This window comes from Phascolarctobacterium succinatutens YIT 12067 (assembly GCF_000188175.1).
Lineage (GTDB): Bacteria > Bacillota > Negativicutes > Acidaminococcales > Acidaminococcaceae > Phascolarctobacterium_A > Phascolarctobacterium_A succinatutens.
Window position 1 is genome coordinate 40,541 of sequence record NZ_GL830849.1, and the last position, 17,598, is coordinate 58,138.

The 17,598-nt window shown below is 48.6% G+C and carries 14 protein-coding genes and 1 other RNA gene; all 15 read right to left on the minus strand.

The window, feature by feature from the left end; all coding sequences use genetic code 11:
• Positions 1-8 precede the first annotated feature (8 nt).
• Positions 9-1,370 carry a cobyrinate a,c-diamide synthase gene (locus tag HMPREF9443_RS01040; RefSeq protein ID WP_009144626.1) on the minus strand — a complete coding sequence of 454 codons (1,362 nt, stop codon included), beginning with the start codon at positions 1,368-1,370 and terminating at the stop codon, positions 9-11.
• A 1-nt stretch (position 1,371) separates the two neighbouring features.
• The gene (locus HMPREF9443_RS10665; protein WP_009144627.1) at positions 1,372-2,595 is read right to left on the minus strand and encodes a bifunctional cobalt-precorrin-7 (C(5))-methyltransferase/cobalt-precorrin-6B (C(15))-methyltransferase; all 1,224 of its coding nucleotides are present in this window, start codon (positions 2,593-2,595) and stop codon (positions 1,372-1,374) included.
• Between the two features lie 27 nt (positions 2,596-2,622).
• A complete protein-coding gene (cobK, locus tag HMPREF9443_RS10670; protein ID WP_009144628.1) occupies positions 2,623-3,387 on the minus strand; it encodes a precorrin-6A reductase in 765 nt (254 codons plus the stop codon).
• Complete coding sequence (gene cobJ / locus HMPREF9443_RS01055; protein ID WP_009144629.1) at positions 3,384-4,115, minus strand: precorrin-3B C(17)-methyltransferase; 732 nt, start codon at positions 4,113-4,115, stop codon at positions 3,384-3,386. Before cobJ ends, cobK begins: the two co-directional genes overlap by 4 nt.
• Before the next feature lie 12 nt (positions 4,116-4,127).
• Complete coding sequence (locus HMPREF9443_RS01060; RefSeq protein ID WP_009144630.1) at positions 4,128-5,195, minus strand: cobalt-precorrin 5A hydrolase; 1,068 nt, start codon at positions 5,193-5,195, stop codon at positions 4,128-4,130.
• 3 nt (positions 5,196-5,198) lie between these two features.
• On the minus strand, positions 5,199-5,984 hold the full coding sequence (gene cobM / locus HMPREF9443_RS01065) for a precorrin-4 C(11)-methyltransferase (RefSeq protein WP_009144631.1): 786 nt from the start codon (positions 5,982-5,984) through the stop codon (positions 5,199-5,201).
• Positions 5,984-6,685 (minus strand): precorrin-2 C(20)-methyltransferase, encoded by a 702-nt coding sequence (gene cobI, locus HMPREF9443_RS01070; protein ID WP_009144632.1) that lies wholly within the window; start codon positions 6,683-6,685, stop codon positions 5,984-5,986. Before cobI ends, cobM begins: the two co-directional genes overlap by 1 nt.
• A gap of 4 nt (positions 6,686-6,689) precedes the next feature.
• Positions 6,690-7,826 (minus strand): cobalt-precorrin-5B (C(1))-methyltransferase CbiD, encoded by a 1,137-nt coding sequence (gene cbiD / locus HMPREF9443_RS01075; RefSeq protein ID WP_040564573.1) that lies wholly within the window; start codon positions 7,824-7,826, stop codon positions 6,690-6,692.
• 357 nt (positions 7,827-8,183) lie between these two features.
• Positions 8,184-8,816 (minus strand): C40 family peptidase, encoded by a 633-nt coding sequence (locus HMPREF9443_RS01080; protein WP_009144634.1) that lies wholly within the window; start codon positions 8,814-8,816, stop codon positions 8,184-8,186.
• 125 nt (positions 8,817-8,941) lie between these two features.
• Complete coding sequence (locus tag HMPREF9443_RS01085) at positions 8,942-9,901, minus strand: glycosyltransferase family 2 protein (protein WP_040564576.1); 960 nt, start codon at positions 9,899-9,901, stop codon at positions 8,942-8,944.
• Between the two features lie 86 nt (positions 9,902-9,987).
• Positions 9,988-10,340, minus strand: an RNA gene (gene rnpB / locus HMPREF9443_RS10240) — RNase P RNA component class A.
• A gap of 195 nt (positions 10,341-10,535) precedes the next feature.
• Positions 10,536-12,596: an elongation factor G gene (fusA, locus tag HMPREF9443_RS01090; RefSeq protein ID WP_040564578.1), complete on the minus strand. Its 2,061-nt coding sequence runs from the start codon at positions 12,594-12,596 to the stop codon at positions 10,536-10,538.
• A gap of 220 nt (positions 12,597-12,816) precedes the next feature.
• Complete coding sequence (locus tag HMPREF9443_RS01095; protein WP_009144637.1) at positions 12,817-14,277, minus strand: TrkH family potassium uptake protein; 1,461 nt, start codon at positions 14,275-14,277, stop codon at positions 12,817-12,819.
• Positions 14,278-14,295: 18 nt separating this feature from the next.
• A complete protein-coding gene (locus HMPREF9443_RS01100; RefSeq protein WP_009144638.1) occupies positions 14,296-15,753 on the minus strand; it encodes a TrkH family potassium uptake protein in 1,458 nt (485 codons plus the stop codon).
• Between the two features lie 2 nt (positions 15,754-15,755).
• On the minus strand, positions 15,756-17,102 hold the full coding sequence (gene trkA / locus HMPREF9443_RS01105; protein WP_009144639.1) for a Trk system potassium transporter TrkA: 1,347 nt from the start codon (positions 17,100-17,102) through the stop codon (positions 15,756-15,758).
• Positions 17,103-17,598: the final 496 nt, after the last annotated feature.

Genomic DNA, 17,598 nt, shown 5'->3' on the forward strand with positions numbered 1-17,598 from the left:
GTCGACTGCTATTTAGCAGCATACGCTGCACATTGTTTGATAAAGCTGCGGGCAAATTCAGGATTGCCCCACAGGTGGATGTGCGGATAACCGGCATAAAGTGTCGGTGTTGTATTCGCGCATTCCCAGCTGCCGCGGCCGGACGCCTTGGCAGCTATAAAGCTTGCACCGTTGTTGGTGCTGTCGGAGTAATGGAACTCGTGTCCATTTATCGTACCACCGGCAGGACACAGCAGATTATCCTGCTGCGCCGTCAGGTGCACATATCCGAAGCGCGTCAGCTTTTTAGTCATGGCCGATTCGCCCTTCAATGCACCAACCCAGCTGTACAGCTTATCGCCGTCGCGATAATGCTCCAGCAGATACATGAAGCCGCCGCATTCCGCAAAACAAGGCATACCGCCGTCGATAGCGGTTTTTAGCTCCTGCAGCAGCGTTTTGTTATCCGCTAATTGCTGTGCGTAAAGCTCGGGATAGCCTCCGCCCAATACAAGGCCGCTGATGTTCTCCGGGAGATGCGCATCAGCTATCGGGCTGAAGGGTACGAGCTCCGCACCCAGCTCAGCTAAGAGGTCAAGTGCGTCCTGATAGTAGAAACAGAAGGCTTTGTCCATAGCGACAGCCACACGCATACGTCCGACGGGTTCAAGGCTTACCTCGTCATATGTAAGCGGTGCAGCCTGCGCCGCTATCTGCAGCAGGCCGTCCAGATCAACTGATTTGGCTGCCTGAGCTGCCAGCTTGGCAACTATCTGCTGCAAATCTCCTATTTCCTCAGCTGTAACCAGGCCTAAATGACGGCTTTCAAAGTTACAGTCTTGCATCACCGGGAAGTAACCTAACAGCTTCACACCGGTTTCGCGTTCAATTACATCCTTATAGAAAAGATAGCTCATCGGATTAACATTGTTCAGAATAGCGCCGACGATGTAGCTGTCGCTGCGGAATTCCTTAAAGCCCTTGATGGTCGCAGCAATGGATAAGGCGGCTCCCTTGCTGTTGACAATCAATACTACCGGAACATCGCAGGTGCAGGCCAGCTCATAAGCACTGGCTTCCGTGGTTTTACCCATACCGTCGTAAAAGCCCATCGCTCCTTCAAAGACAGCTACATCCGCATGACGTGCATTTTTTGCCACCAGATAACGGGTTGTCGCCTGCCCCAGCATGAACAGATCCAGATTGCGGGATTTTGCTCCGATAACACGAGAATGAAACATCGGGTCAATATAATCAGGTCCTGATTTGAAGGCTGCCACAGACAGCCCTTTTTCCATCAGCGCCTTCAGCAGGCCGCAGACGATAGTTGTCTTGCCGCTGCCGCTACCGGGAGCACTGATCATAAAACGTGGAACTTTTACTTCAGCCATGTTAATCTTCCTTCTTCAATGCAGTCATTACATATACAGGGTTTTGTGCCATCATCAGGTTGTAGCTGCCCAGATGCTTGCTGCGCGCTACAAACACATTGACGATTTCCAGACTGTAAGCGGGATGCTCCTTGTAATAAGCAGCAACCTCTGCCAGAGTTTCTACCGTAATGGCATTGATTACAACACGGCAGTTACTGTTCTTGGCATAAATTACATCCAGCATTTCACACAAATCGCCGCCGCTGCCGCCTACGAAAACACAATCGGGAGCAGGCATGGCTTTGATGTTTTCCAAAGCCTCACCAGCAATAACCTCCAGATTGTCAACGCCAAATAAGGCCTTGTTCTTTCCGAGGAGCTCAACGGCAACAGGGTTGCGCTCAAATGCCCAAACCTTACCTTGGCTGGCCAGCAGAGCCAGCTCAATGGAGCAGGAGCCTGTACCGGCACCGATGTCATAAATCAAATCCGTAGCCTTCGGCTGCAGCTTGGACATCGATACGCTGCGTACCTCCTGTTTGGTCATAGGCACCTTGCTGCGCTGGAACAGGTCATCGGCAAGGCCGTGTACGGTAGAGGTAAAGCTTTGCGCATCCTCGTTCAAAATCATCATTACGGACAAGGACGGGAAATCCAAGGCACTAATTTCTTTCGCCGTACCGCTGGTGATTTTTTCTTCGGGATACGAAAGGTTTTCACCGACATAGACCTTAACCTGACCAAGACCATGCTCACACAACTGTGCGCACAGCTTTTGCGGAGAATTTTCTCCGCCGGTCAAGGAAAATACCTTTTTGTTACGGGCAACTGCCGCTACCAGATTTTGCGTACGTCCGTGCATGCTGACGATTTTGGCGTCATCCCAGGACAGCTGCAGCTTGGAGGAAAAATACACCAGGCTGCTGATGCCGCAGTAGCGGACACATTCACAATCCGGCAGCTTACCGCTGATGGTTTTGGCGAGGCTGAAAAAGCCTACATCGCCGGAAACCAGCACCGCCAGCACATCCTTATCAGGCTGTGCCTGCGCTGCAATCTCAGCAATAGCAGCAGTTTTGATTGTATCATATACAGTTTTGCTGCTGTCTGCAAAAGCAGCCAGCATGCGTTTGTCGCCAATCAAGATATTACTTGAGGCAATAGCCTGACGTGCTTCGCCGGTCAGCAAATCGGGATTACCGGGGCCGATACCGACGATGTTTACGCGTAATTTTTGCGACATAGGAAGCAAGCCTCCTTTTTATTTATATCAATTACCGGCAGCAAAATGCTGCTTGAGGTAATCAACAATCTCACTATAACCGGCACCAGTTTCCTCCTGTGCACGGCCGATGACTATCAGCTTGGCGCCGGCAGCAGCCGCTGCCTCCACCTTTTCGTCAAAGCCGCCGACAGCACCGGAATCCTTGGTCACCATAAACTTGCTGCCATACTTTTTCAGCATAGCGACATTCAGCTCTTTGCTGAACGGTCCCTGCATACAGATAATATGCGCAGGCTTGTAACCAAGCTTAAGAGCAATCTGCAGGCTGCTTTCCAGCGGCAGGATACGCAAAACGATACGCTCGGCGTAATCATGCACAGCGGTGAAGTCCGGCAGATTCTTGCTTCCGGTAGTCAGGAAGATGCCGCCGTCCAGATGATTCAGAAGCTCAACTGCTTCCGCAAAATCGTGAACGGTAATGTAATCGCCGCCCTCGCCCGACGGACGCACCAGGCGCAGATATTCAACCTGCTCTGTGCTGCAGGCCTCCTGCACCGTTGCGGTAACAACGGTAGCATAAGGATGCGTAGCGTCGATAACGCAGGCAGGGCGATGCTCCCGAATAAAGGCACGCATAGCCGCAAGGTCCATACGCTCTGCCATAACGGTCATTCCCGGCTGCGGCTCAATTAAGGACGCACCGTAATCCGTAGCAACAGAAACATACAGCTCCACCGGCAGCTTAGCCAGCTCCTTAATCAGGCGGCGTCCCTCACTGGTACCGCCGATAAGCCAGATTACCGGTTTCATGCCAGCTTGTAACCACGCGGGGTTACCATACGGCCATTAATTACTTCGGTCTGGGTGTTGCCGATAATAACGGTAGAGAACATATCTACCTGTTTATCGCGCAGCTCTGCCAGAGTAGTCAGTTCAAAATCCTGACCATCGCGGCCGATGTTGCGTACAATGCCTGCAGGAATGGTACCGGGCTGATTTTTCAGCATGATATCGCAAGCCTTTTGCAGGTAATCATGACGCTTGTGGCTGGAAGGATTGTACAGGCAGATGCAGAAATCGCCTTTGGAAGCGCAGTCAAGACGCTTCTCGATTTTTTCCCACGGAGTCAGCAAATCGCTGAGGGAAATCAGGCAGAAGTCGCTGATCAGCGGTGCGCCCAATACAGCAGCGCCGGAGCATGCTGCTGTAATGCCGGGAACAACCTCGATTTCAATTTCGGGATGATCCTTGGCAACCTGGCACATAATGCCTGCCATGCCGTAAACGCCTGCGTCGCCGCTGGAAATCATAGCAACGGTTTTGCCCTTCAGAGCTTCGTCCAGAGCCAGCTTGCAGCGGTCAACCTCTTTACGCATGCCGTTGGAGAGAAATTCCTTCTCCTTGAAATCTTCCTTAATCAGGTTAACATATACATTGTAGCCTGCAATAACATCGCAGGACTTCAGTGCGTCGTAAGCTCTTTTGGTCATTTGCTCTACGCCGCCGGGGCCAAGGCCCACAACAAATAATTTACCCATTATCTCGTCTCCTTAATCAGTCTTCAATCCAGTTCTGGCAAAATCCAGGACCAGGTTTTCGGCTGCAACAGCCAGAGTCACACCATTCAGACTTGTCTTGCGCAGTAGCAGCCTGCCGCCCTTGCTGTCTTTCACAGCACTGCGCTCGCATACGTTGCTTACACCAACTACGCTCTGCACAAAGGCCGACGGCGTGAAATCGCCTGCTACGCTGTTCAATTCATCGGCTGAATAGAAATTAGCAGCAAAGTTATATTTTTTGGCAAAGGCCAGTAAACCCTGCTCGTCTTTTTTCAAATCTACGCTAGCGATTGCCACAACGGAACGCTTGTCCAGCTGCAGCTTTTCCAGCTCCGGCAGTACCAGAGCTTCAATATTTTCCAAAGGCGTATTGCGACGGCAGCCGATTCCCAGATGCACAATCTTGGGAAGCAGGCGCACCGTAGTAGCAAACGGCTGCAAATGCTTTTGCAGCGTAACAGCCATGCCGACAGGCAGGCTGCTGTCCTCAACTACCAGCTTGGGCAGAGAACCGGTAAGCTGAAATTCCTTATCATAATACAGGCCTACCTTTTCATCACCCACCAGTGCTGCGGCAAAATCCTTGGCTGCTGCCAAAGAGCACAGCACCATGCGGTTGCGGGCCGCCCATTCGTCAACAGCGAAAAGGCCGTTGACATCTGTCGCCGTAGTTACGCAGGCAGTTGCGCCCAGCGCTGCCGCCAGACAACGCGAAAGCTCATTGGCTCCGCCGATGTGACCTGCAAGCAGAGGAATAACAAAGCTGCCGCGTTCGTCTACCGAAATAACCGCAGGGTCCGTCAGCTTGCTTTTGATAAAGGGCGCGATAGTACGCACCGCAATACCAACAGCGCCGACGTAAACCAACGCCTGACATTTGTTGAAAACAGCTGCGCAGGCACCGTTATGGTCCGGCAGCATCGGGGCAATGCCCGTCTGCTCCGCATATTTCGCTACAGTCTGCAGCTCCGTTTCATAACCGATGCTGTGCAGATATTCGGCAACTTTTTTGCTCAGCTCCGCGCCACGCGCCGAAAAGGAAAATATAGCCGCGCGCATAGCTTATTTAACCTCGGGCTTAACGTCCAGTTTAGTCGGGTCTGCTTCACGGAAGCCGTGAGCGAAGGTCGGGTTGTACAGCTCGCTGCGGTCATAAGCATTGCCCAGAAAGCCGCCGACAGTAATCAGCGCAGTTTTGTTGATACCGTATTTAGCAGCGTTTTCTGCCAGGGTACCAACGGTGCAGCGGATAACCATTTCATCCGGCCAGGATGCTTTGTAAACAATAGCAGCCGGAGTATCGTTTCTGTAACCGCCTCTTACGAGCTCGGTCTGCAGTTTTTCCAGCATGCCGCTGCTCAGGAAAATAACCATAGTTGCCTTGTGGGCAGCATAATCAGCAATCTTCTGATGGCTCGGAACCGGAGTACGGCCTTCCATACGGGTGATAATAACGGATTGGCTTACGTTCGGCAGAGTGTATTCAGCCTTCAGGCAAGCAGCAGCAGCGCAGAAGGAGCTTACGCCGGGAACAACCTCGTAGTCAAGGTTGTAGCTGCGCAGCAGGTCAATCTGCTCGCGATGTGCACCGTAAATGCTGGGGTCACCGGTGTGCAGGCGTACAACCAGCTGGCCTGCCTGAGCTGCGGGAACCATAGCAGCAATAACCTCTTCCAAGGTCATGGTTGCGCTGTTCATAATAGTACATTCCGGTTTGCAGTATTTCAGCAATTCCGGGTTAACAAGGGAGCCTGCGTAAATAACCAGGTCAGCCTTTTCCAAAAGCTCTTTACCTTTTACAGTAATTAAATCAGCTGCACCGGGACCAGCACCAATAAAATAGATCATTATTCATCAAACTCCTTTTCTTTAACCAATATTACAGAGAAATAGCTGCTCTTAGGATCTACTTCTTCAAGGTTACGATAGATTTTTTCACCCGGCAGGCCGCATCTTTCAACCATACCGGAATTTTTAATGAGCTTACGCTCGCGCAGCTCGTCAACTACACGGCCGATTTCGCTTGCAGATTTCATCAGCACCTTGTTGCCAGGGCCATCTAGGAATGCTGCGGACTGTTTGTAGCTGCCGGGCAGAACAATCAGCGGTTCCGCTCTTTCGCACAGGGAAGTGTTCAGCTTAGCTGCAACAGCGCAGATAGAGGTTACGCCCGCAACCAGCTCTGCATCATAGCCATCCTTCAGCACCAGCTTATGAACGTAAATGCAGGTTGCATATACGGTAGGACAGCCAAGAGTGATGAATACAACGTTTTTGCCTTCATCAAGCAGCTTTTCAATAGCATCGGCACCCTCGCGGTGTGCTTTGTCCATTGCTGCCATATCCTTAGTCATAGGCATATAAACAATCAGCTGGGGTTTTGCATCAAGATCTACTACGTGATTAACGATTTCCTTAGCCGTCATTACGTCGGTATCTCCCTTAGGCAATGCAACAACGTCACATTCCTTCAACAGGCGTACAGCCTTCAGGGTCATTAATTCCGGGTCTCCGGGACCGATACCAACACTATAAAGTTTGCCTCTCATTCTCTCATACTCCTTTTTGCTTATGTAGCTGGATTAATTCGTCTGCGTACTTGGTCTTGCCCAAAATGCCATAAACATTGGAAAACATCAAAGCAGCCGTTTTTATTTTGCCATGCACTCTATGCTGCATGTAAAAATCAATTTTTTCCGTAACCTTGTCCATTACAGGCTCAAAAATTTGCTCCCGTTTCAGAACCTTAGTCACTTCATCGGTAGTAAGGCAGCCGTAAATCTCACGTCCTACCTCCACCGAAGCTCCGTGGAACATCGCCTCCAGAGCAAACAGCTCCGTGCGGCAGTCCGCATACTTGGAATGTGTATTCATTACGCCCTGCGCCACCTTCACCAGCTTACCGGAATGGCCGATAAGCAGCAAGGTTTCAAAGCCGCAGTAAACAGCATAATCCAAAAGCTCACCCACAAAGTTACTGCAGGTAACATGACCTTCAAGGTCAAGCTTCATTTCATCGCGGGTAAAATCCTCGCCGTAGTTACCGAAGAACACCAACAGATTTTTATTGCCGCGTGCCTTCTGCGCTCTGATTTCCACATACATCGTTTCAATCAGTGCCTTTTCACTCATCGGCTCAACAATGCCACTGGTTCCTAAAACCGACAGACCGCCGATAATACCAAGACGGGGGTTGAAGGTTTTCTTGGCAATTTCTACACCTGCGGGAATAGAAATCGTCAGCTTCATGCCGCCGTTATAACCGGCAGTCTCCATAGCCTTGCCAACCTCCTGCGTAATCATTCTGCGCGGCGTGGGATTAATTGCCGGTCCGCCGACAGCACATGCCAGACCTGGCTTAGTCACCCTGCCTACGCCTACGCCGCCATCCAGCTCAATACCGCTGCCATCAGTCCTTTCGGCTCTGGCATAAACCAGTACACCGTTAGTATCATCAGGATCGTCACCGGAATCCTTGCGGATTGCGCAGCTGACGTAATCCGGAGTCATCTCTACATCCAAAGGCTCGAGATCAAGTACGATGCCCTTGGGAGTGTCAATGCGCACAGTTTCAACGCGCTCGCCTGTCAGCAGCATGATTACTGCTGCCTTGGATGCGGCCGTTGCACAGCTGCCGGTAGTATAACCACAACGCAAAACCTTTCCTTGCGAAAACTGATATTCTTCCAAAGTGCAGCTCCTTCACAATTAATTTTCCCATCTGATAGGGATTATCGATAATAAAAAAAGACTTCTGCCGAATCCGACAAAAGCCATAAAGACAGAATTAACTAATGACAATTATTCCATGCAATTAGCAAACTCAACTGCCTCCATCACCCGTGGATTCAGAATAAAGCATGGGCTGACTGCTGACTTAGACACAAGGCCTTCACAGCGGCGGGACCGTCAGGAGTTAACCATCTTGTCAATTAAGAATGAATCACCCACACCAATAACCTGTTTTATTATATCATAAATAAATAAAATTTCCAATACTTTGCATAAGAAAAAGCAGATAAGCCGAAGCCTATCTGCTTGAAACTCTTAGAGAACACGGCAAGCGCCGTAATAACGTGCGCCCCAATAGCCGGTAAATGCGGAAGAAACAGTTACGCCGGTGCTGGTGCCTGCATGAATGAAGTTGCCGTCACCAACATAAATACCAACATGAGAAGCACCCGGTTCATATGTGGTAAAGAAAATCAAATCGCCGGGACGAAGCTGGCTCATGGAAATCTGACGGCCGGAGTAGAACTGGCTGTCAGCCATACGCGGCAGATATATACCGGCTCTGGCAAATGCATACTGGGTAAAGCCGGAGCAGTCAAAACCATAAGGAGTAGTTCCACCAAATACATATGGAGTACCGATGACACTGTAAGCAGAACGCAGTACGTTGCGTACAACGGAATTGCTACGATTAGGAGGCATCTCCCTGTTCATCAGCGCTCTATAAGTAGCTGATCCTACAACACCATCAACCTCTAATCCTTTATCAGCTTGGAAGTTTTTAACAGCTCTTTCAGTTTCGGGACCGAAATCACCATCTATATTATTAATAGAATAACTTAATTCTAGCAATCTCTTTTGAATCGCCACTACTTCCTGCCCATTGTCTCCGCGTTGGAAGGAAGCCAAAGCTGTTACAGCACAGCTTAAACTAAACAAAACTGTCATACAGAAAACTAATACTTTGCGTTTGACCACTGGCACCTACATCCTTTCTTCTTTTTTAAGACATACTTATTATACCACAAAATACCGTTTCTGTAAAATGCTAATTTGTTATAATATTAATGCGCTTATTTTGCTTTATTTTCATTTATTTTGTTACAGTTCTGCAGATGGCGCGCCACTAAATATAGTGGTCTATGCTTGATTTCTTCAAAGATACGCCCAATATATTCGCCCAGGATACCTATCCCTACAAGCTGAATTCCTCCAAGAAACAAAACACTGACTGTAGTAGTTGCCCACCCCGGAACGGCATCGTTGGTCACAAATTTCACATAAAAAACATGGCCCAAAAGCAGAATACTGCACATACCGAAAACAATACCGATGTAAAAAGCCCAGCGCAAAGGCAGGTTGGAAAAGGCTGTAATACCGTCCAGCGCAAAGTGCAGCATCTTGTGCAGGTTGAACTTGGAACGTCCCGCAAAGCGTGGCGGTGCTACAAATTCCACCACAGTAACGTGAAAGCCGAGTGTATTTACCAGACCGCGTATAAAACGCGCACGCTCGCGGTACAGCTTGAAGGCATCAACCGCAATTCTGTCCATCAGACGGAAATCACTGCCGCCGGGAGTAATTTCTACTTTAGATAAGGTGTTGATAAGCTTATAGTAGGCTGCGGATGTCAGGTTCTTGAAGAAGCCCGCATCCTCCGTAGCCATGCGCTTGGTCTGCACAATCTCGTTGCCTGCTTCCCAAAGGCGCAAAAGCTCGGGAATCAGCTCAGGCGGATGCTGCAAATCGCCATCCATCGTAATAACCGCATCACCGTCGGCATGATCAAGTCCACAGGTAAGCGCCATCTGGTGACCGTAGTTACGGCTCAAAAGATAGGCCTCCACATGCTCGTCCTGCGCCGCCAGCTCTGCCAGAATCAGCGCGCTGCTGTCACGCGAACCGTCGTCAACAAAGATAATATTGTAATCATAGGCTTCCTGCTGCATAACAGCGGTAGCATGCTTGTGAAATTCGTGCAGGTTATCTTCTTCATTAAATACCGGCACTACCAAAGAAACTTTTTTCTTCATTATATTACACCACTTATTCTTCTGCCAAAAAATCTGCTCAAATAAAATCAGACAAAAAAGGCTGCCATCAGGCAGCCGTTTTGCAAGGTATGAGTACTCAATAAGCCGAGTTCTGTTCCGCGAAGCGGTGATGATCATTTATCTAGTCTTACAGTTACCTGCAAGCTCAAGCGACACAACCCGGAAGGCTCAGCGGGCAGCTTCATCCCTCCCCTATTTGGTCTTGCTCCGGATGGGGTTTACCTAGCCGGCCTGTTACCAGACCGCTGGTGCGCTCTTACCGCACCGTTCCACCCTTACCTGCAAATGCAGGCGGTACACATTTCTGTGGCACTATCCCTGAGGTCACCCTCGCCGGACGTTATCCGGCATCCTGCCCTGTGGAGCTCGGACTTTCCTCATCTGACTTAAAGCCAGCCGCGATCATCTTTCGTACTCAACTGTAGATTTTAGCATATTTATTCCGCTTAGTCAATAGCAGCGGCTGCAGTATTATTGTCGCAAAGCATACTGAAATCAAACTGAACTGTCACGAAGCTTCCCCCAAATGTTTTTCTACCCAAAGCAAACCTGCCGGCTGACTCACGTCAGGCGGCAGGCACATAAACGCTTTATTCAGTTGTCGCAGGTTTAATTATGCTTCCTTATGTTCAGCGATAATTTTTTCTGCCATCTTAGGCGGAACGTCTTCGTAATGGTCGAATTTCATTTCGAAGGTTCCCTGACCTTGGGTAATTGCGCGGAGGTCTACGGCATATTCCGAAATCTCTGCATAGGGTACCTGAGCATTAACTACGCTCAAGCCGTCTTCTACGCTCTGCATACCGAGAATGCGACCGCGTTTAGAGTTCAAATCGCCGATAACATCGCCCATCATAGAATCGGCACAGGTTACGTTTAAGCTGTAAATAGGCTCAAGCAACACCGGCTTGCATTGTTCCATGGCCTTCTTGAAGGCGATATTGGAAGCAGTTTTAAATGCCATTTCAGAGGAATCGACAGTATGATACGAACCATCAAGCAGGGTGATACGCATATCTACAACCGGATAGCCTGCAAGGATACCCTTTTCCATAGCTTCACGCATACCCTTTTCAACAGCAGGGATATATTGGCGAGGTACTGCGCCACCGAAAATCTTATCTACAAACTCAAATCCACCTCCGGGCGGCAGGGGTTCCATTTTAATAACTACGTGACCATACTGGCCATGACCGCCGGACTGTTTCTTGTGCTTGCCTTCTACTTCGGCAGAGCCACGAATAGTTTCGCGATATTCGATAATCGGTGCTTTGAGAACAGCCTCAACACCAAATTTACGCTGCATACGCTCCATGATTATATCAATGTGCTGGTCGCCCATACCGCTGATTAAGGTTTCCTTGGTAACAGGGTTCTTGGTAACGATAATCGTCGGGTCTTCATCCATCAGACGATTCAGAGCGGACATGATCTTGTCCTCATCACCCTTTTTCTTCGGGTAAATTGCTCTGGTGTACATCGGCAGCGGGAAGTTAATGGGCGGGAATTCAACCTCAGAATTCTTGTCGCAGAGGGTGTCACCGGTAGAGGTATATTGCAGCTTGGCAACTACACCGATATCACCGGCAGGAACCTGCTTCATAGGAATCTGAGCCTTACCACGCATTGTGAAGATGTTAGCAATACGCTCTTCTTCTTCACGGCGGGAATTATAAACTACGCTATCTGCTTTAATTGAGCCTGAGAATACACGGAAATAACTTAGACGGCCAACAAAGGGGTCGGAAGTTGTCTTAAATACCAACGCTGCCATCGGAGCATTGGCGTCACGCACTTCTTCTTCGCCGGTTTCTTTATCCATAACGATATAGTCGTTCAAAATTGCCGGATAGGTAAAGTCGATGATAGCGTTCATCAACCGACCAAGACCAATGTTCTTGTAGGCACTGCCGCAAAGCATAGGATAGATGATAGCCTGACGAATGCCCTTAATCAGACATTTCATAATTTCCTCGTCGCTAATCTCTTCTCCTTCCAAATAACGCATCATGCAATCGTCATCTGCTTCAACCGCAGCCTCTACCATCTTTTCGTGGGCAGCAGCAGCAGCCTCTTTATACTCATCCGGAATCTCTATTTCATCGGAGCCATTACCGTTGGTACGATAGGCCTTCATTTTGTAAAGGTCTATAATACCCTGGAAGTTTTCCTCCTTGCCCAAAGGCAGCTGTAACGGCAGTACATGCTTACCGAACTTACCACGCAGGTTATCCAAAATGCTATCAAAATCAGCGTTCTCACGATCCATCTTGTTGACAAAAATGATACGCGGCAAACCGGCTTCTTCAGCCAGCTTCCAGCATTGTTCGGTACCAACCTGTACACCGCTGGTTGCGCAAACCACGATCAACGCACTGTCTACTGCTCTAAAAGCTCCTTTGACCTCGGCAACGAAGTCAGCAAAGCCGGGAGTGTCGATGAAGTTAATCTTGGTATCACGCCATTCAACAGGTGCCAAAGTGGCGTTAACGGAGACCTTACGTTTGATTTCCTCGGGTTCATAGTCAGTGGTGGTAGCACCGTCTTCAACCTTGCACATTCTGCTGATTGCTCCGCTGCGATACAGCAGGGCTTCGGTAACGGACGTGGTTCCTGCTCCACCATGACCCACAATGGCCACATTTCTAATCTTATCTCCAGTGTACTCTTTCATGATAAATCCCCCTTTATCAGGCATTTGTTATGATAAATATTTCGCTGATATTGCCCATTTATCCTGCTTTTTGTGAAAAATTTCTCATAATTTTTTAAATTCACTTAAAATTGTAACGCATATTACAGTTTTTCGGGAGAAGGCAGGATTAGGCGAAAAAATCCGACGCACCGTTCCCACAGCACGTCGGATTTGCTTTATTCATCAAACAATATTCACTTTACCATCTTTTGCTACTGAGCCAGTATTCACCGCGAAGCAAGGCCAGCACGGTAAACAGCTCCAAGCGTCCCAAAAGCATAGCCAACGCCAGCGTAAGCTGTCCCATACCGGTAACACCGGCATAGTTACCCGTAGCACCGATACTGCCAAACGCAGGACCGACACTGGAAATACAGGAGGCCACGCCGAAAACTGCCTCATCTACATCTACACCGCTTAAGCAGAGCAGCATAGTTAAAATTGCGATAACCAGAACATAAACGAAAAAGAAACGGCTGACGTTGATAATCGTTTCTGTCGGCAGACGTCTTTTAGCGTAGTAAACGTTGAGCAGCATCTGCGGATGCATAGTGCGACGCAGCTCCGCCATAACTGTTTTCAGCAGTACGATAAAACGGCAGACCTTAATACCGCCGGCAGTAGAACCTGCGCAGCCGCCTGTCAGGAAGGTTACAGCCAAAATCAGCTTAGAGAAAGACGGCCACTGGTCGTAGTCCGCCGAAACATAACCCGTGGTACTGCCGAAGGAAGCCACCTGGAAGAAAGCCTCGCGTACGCCGTCTGCCACGCTGTAGCCATTCACCATAATGATGTTGATGCTGATTAAAACAGTGAAAATAGTCAGCAACACAATGTAGCTTTTGAATTCCAGATCATGCCACAAAACCTTCAGGCCGATTTGCGTAACCTGATAGTATAAGGCGAAGTTGCCTGCCGCCAAAATCATAAACAGACCAGTAACAATCTCAATACCCGCACTGTGAAAATGCGCAATGCTGTCATTATAGGTAGAAAACCCGCCTGTAGCAATCGCAGAGCAGGCATGATTGACAGCATCATAGGTGCTCATGCCCAAAATTGCCAACATACCGGTAAGAATAATCGTAAACAGCAGATAGATATAGAACAACGCTACTGCAGTTGTACGGATACGCGGCAGAATACGGCTGTTGGAAAAGCCGCTGACCTCTGCATTAAAAAGATACACAGCACCACCGGCAATCTGCGGCAGCAGCGCTACGAACAGCACGATGATGCCGATACCGCCAATCCAGTGCGTCAGCGTACGCCACAAAAGCAAGCTGCGCGATACTATGTCAAGATTGGCAATCGCCGTTGCGCCGGTAGTGGTCAGTCCGGACATACTTTCAAAGTAGGCGGCGGCGGGATTCAAAATGCCGTCAAAGCAATAAGGCAGCGCGCCCAGGGCAGCAGCCAAAAGCCATGAAAAGAATACAGTGCCGATACCCTCGCGCACGGATAAATTGCGTGCTCCTCTACCGTCACCATAATAATCAAAGATCCCGGCCAAAATAACAGCTACCGCTATGGAAAAGATAAAGGTTCTGGAGGTAGCATATTCGCCGTAAACAACAGACATCAAAAGCGGCAACAGCTGTGCAATTGCCAGGCCGGCAGAAATTTTTCCCAGGAGATATATTATAACCTTTGCATTCATCTTCTATACCTCCTGCCGTTACCAATTCTGCTTATCGCGCCAAAAATCCGGGCGCATGATAACCAGCAGCGTAAAAATTTCCAGACGTCCCAAAATCATCGCCCAAATGCTGATGAAACGTGCCCAATCCGAAAGGCTATTATAGGTAGACGTCGGGCCTACAATGCCGAAGGCCGGACCTACACTGCTCATACAGGCAGCAATCAAGCCCATTGATTCCATTATCGGTATCCCCGACAGGGAAATCAGGATAGTCAGCACAATGAATACCAAAATATACAGGAAGAAAAAACGCGTAATATTACCGACGATAATCGGGTTGATTTCGCGCTCACCCATTCTGATGGAATAAACAATGCGCGGGTGCAGGGTACGCAACAGCTCCGCCCAGCCTGCCTTCAGCAGAATAACAAGACGTGTAATCTTGATGCCGCCTGCGGTTGAACCGCTGCAGCCGCCGATGAACATCAGCATCAGCAGAACGCTGCGGCTGAAGCTTGGCCAGTTGTTATAGTCATCAGACGCATAACCTGTTGTACTACCGATAGACACAGCCTGGAAAATACTGTGACGAAGAGCGCCGTTAAAATCCATATAACCGGAAAAATACAGATTGCCACAGATAAGTGCAGCCGCTGTTGTGAGTATCAACAGATAATATCTGTGTTCGCTGTCCTGACGCACGGATGCCCAGTCACCACGCCAGATTTTATAATACAAAGAAAAGTTCATGCTGGCAATCAGCATAAAAACAATAGCAATAATCTCGACATAAACAGACCTGAAGGAGATCAGGCTGTCGTGATAATATGAAAAGCCGCCTGTCGCCATAGTTGCCAACGCCAGGTTCAATGCCTGAAATATAGGCAAGCCTGCAAGCAACAGCAAAGCAACTTCCACTGCTGTTAAAATAACATAGATTAAGAGAATCATCATAGCAGATTCCTTGATCTTCGGCAGAGTACGTTCAGCCGTACCGCCCGGAAGCTCTGCGTTGAACAGGTAGCTTGTACCGCTGTTCATCTGCGGCATGATGATAATAAACAACATGATAACGCCTATACCGCCTGTCCAGTGCGTTAAGCAACGCCAGACACGGATGCTGGGCGGAAAATCGTTAAAAGAAAGTGCGGTAGTAACACCGGTAGTAGAAAAACCGGAAACACTTTCAAAAACCGCTGCAATCGGATCCGCCGGATTTAAAAACAAATACGGCAGCGCACCCATCAGGCAGACAAGCAGCCAACCGCAGCCTACGACCGCAATGGCTTCACGCACACGCAGGCGCTGACGCGGTCTTCTGCTGCCAAAGAGGTTAAAAAGCGAAGCGATAGTGCTCGTTGTAATCAGCGTAAATATAAAAATCCATATATGCTCCCTATCTGCAAGTAATGCAGCAATCAGTGGCACCAGCAATACACAGGAAAATGCTATTGTCAGCTTGGCTAATAAACGGTTAACAAGCCTTGAATCCATAGTTAAGCGCCCCGGCCTTCAAATAACGGTACTGTAGTCTTGGAAAATTCACTTTTAATGAAGAGAATAACACGGTCATTGGCATGCAGTACAGTATTACCATTAGGAATATAGGCTTCATTACCACGTACAATAGCACACAGCAAGCATTCCGGCGGCAGGTTCATATCACGCACTGCCACACCGTCTACATCGCTGTTTTCGCCGACGATTATTTCCAGAGCCTCGGCCTGTGCGCCCTCCAGCAGGGATACTGATACAATACCACCCTTGCGGACGAAACGCAGCACCTCGCCTGCACTCAAAAGACGCGAAGACAGTACGATGTCTACGCCAACCTTTTCCATCAGCTCAATATATTCGTTACGCGCAACACGCACGATAGTTTTGCGCGCGCCCAGATGCTTGGCAAGCTGTGCCAGCAACAGGTTCAGCTTATCATCCTCAGTTAGGCAGATAACAACATCTGCTTCCGAAACGCCCTCTTCAATCAGAAGGTCGATATCGGTACCGTCACCGCACAAAACCAGACCTCGCTTCAGCTTAGCAGCCAAAAGCTGACAACGGTCCTTATCCTTTTCGATAACCTTTACCTGAATGCCCTGCTTTTCCAGCATGGGAGCCAAAAAGCGACCTGTGCGGCCTGCACCGATGATGAGAACCTTCTCCAGCTTTTCATAAGTATTGGAGAAGGAATTTTCAAACTCACGGATTGCTTCATGCTTGCCTACAAAGTAAACGTTATCGCCCGGAATTACGTAATCATTACCATGAGGAATTATCATCTGATGACGTCTGAAAACCATGGCCATCAGGATATCCTTAGGAATATTCAAATCCTTCAGCGGTATATTAACGATTGGAGAATCCTCCTTCACCTTAGCTTCGAACATGCGCACCTTGCCGTCAGCAAAGTCATCTACGTTCAATGCAGAGGGTGTCATCAGAATATGGTCGATTTCACCTGCGGTAATACGCTCAGGGTTGATTACGAGGTCAATTTTCATATCATCCTTAAGCATTTCCGGCGAATGGATAGCATAATCCACGTTGCGGATACGGGCAACGGTATGCTTAATGCCATGATTCTTGGCCATCAGGCAGGTCACCATATTTACTTCATCACTATCTGTGCAGGCGATAAGCACATCGGAAGCACTGATATCAGGATCAGCAAAGGTAGTAGGGTTGCAGGAGTTGCCTTCAATCGCCAGTACGTCCAAAGTATTTTGGATGACGTCCTTGCGCTTGGGGTCGATTTCTACAACTACTACATCAAACTGATCTTCAGCTAAAAGCTGTGCAATACTAAAGCCAAGCTTGCCTGCACCAGCTATTACAATACGCATTTTAGTTACTCCTTTAATACGGGAAATCCGTTAATCTCTATTACTCAAATACTGCTCTATATTATAACACAAATAGCCTTAAACGTCGACAGATACAATTTTGACGCTGTTGACAAAGTATTAATAATATGTAAGATGGCTGTTATCATAGTAAACTGAGCGAGAGATATATCGTGCAAGGAAGAGCAATTTCAACGAATAAGTGTCCGGAATCATCGAAGTGTTGCATTCTTGCGTGCGCATCCAAGAAGTGAGTACGCAGGAGGATGCTGATTGGCTGTCACACATAGAACTCTGGTAAATTGAGCGAGAGGTATATCGTGTAGGGAATAGCAATTTTAGCGAATGAGCATTTGGAACCATAGAAACAAGGGTACGTAACAAAATATTACTCTCTGACAAATTTTACCGCAGTTTCGTACTGGCTCCATGCGAAATTTGCGTCGTGCCCTTTGGGCACAGGAAAATTGCTGTTGACTGAAACGATATACTCTCG

Excerpts from the sequence above, each read along its gene's own strand:
- HMPREF9443_RS01085 (WP_040564576.1), bottom strand. The coding sequence starts at position 9,901 with ATGAAGAAAAAAGTTTCTTTGGTAGTGCCGGTATTTAATGAAGAAGAT.
- HMPREF9443_RS10665 (WP_009144627.1), bottom strand. The coding sequence starts at position 2,595 with ATGTCGCAAAAATTACGCGTAAACATCGTCGGTATCGGCCCCGGTAAT.
- cobK (WP_009144628.1), bottom strand. The coding sequence starts at position 3,387 with ATGAAACCGGTAATCTGGCTTATCGGCGGTACCAGTGAGGGACGCCGC.
- cobM (WP_009144631.1), bottom strand. The coding sequence starts at position 5,984 with ATGATCTATTTTATTGGTGCTGGTCCCGGTGCAGCTGATTTAATTACT.
- cobI (WP_009144632.1), bottom strand. The coding sequence starts at position 6,685 with ATGAGAGGCAAACTTTATAGTGTTGGTATCGGTCCCGGAGACCCGGAA.
- HMPREF9443_RS01060 (WP_009144630.1), bottom strand. The coding sequence starts at position 5,195 with ATGCGCGCGGCTATATTTTCCTTTTCGGCGCGTGGCGCGGAGCTGAGC.
- HMPREF9443_RS01080 (WP_009144634.1), bottom strand. The coding sequence starts at position 8,816 with ATGACAGTTTTGTTTAGTTTAAGCTGTGCTGTAACAGCTTTGGCTTCC.
- HMPREF9443_RS01040 (WP_009144626.1), bottom strand. The coding sequence starts at position 1,370 with ATGGCTGAAGTAAAAGTTCCACGTTTTATGATCAGTGCTCCCGGTAGC.
- fusA (WP_040564578.1), bottom strand. The coding sequence starts at position 12,596 with ATGAAAGAGTACACTGGAGATAAGATTAGAAATGTGGCCATTGTGGGT.
- trkA (WP_009144639.1), bottom strand. The coding sequence starts at position 17,102 with ATGCGTATTGTAATAGCTGGTGCAGGCAAGCTTGGCTTTAGTATTGCA.
- cobJ (WP_009144629.1), bottom strand. The coding sequence starts at position 4,115 with ATGGGTAAATTATTTGTTGTGGGCCTTGGCCCCGGCGGCGTAGAGCAA.
- HMPREF9443_RS01100 (WP_009144638.1), bottom strand. The coding sequence starts at position 15,753 with ATGGATTCAAGGCTTGTTAACCGTTTATTAGCCAAGCTGACAATAGCA.
- HMPREF9443_RS01095 (WP_009144637.1), bottom strand. The coding sequence starts at position 14,277 with ATGAATGCAAAGGTTATAATATATCTCCTGGGAAAAATTTCTGCCGGC.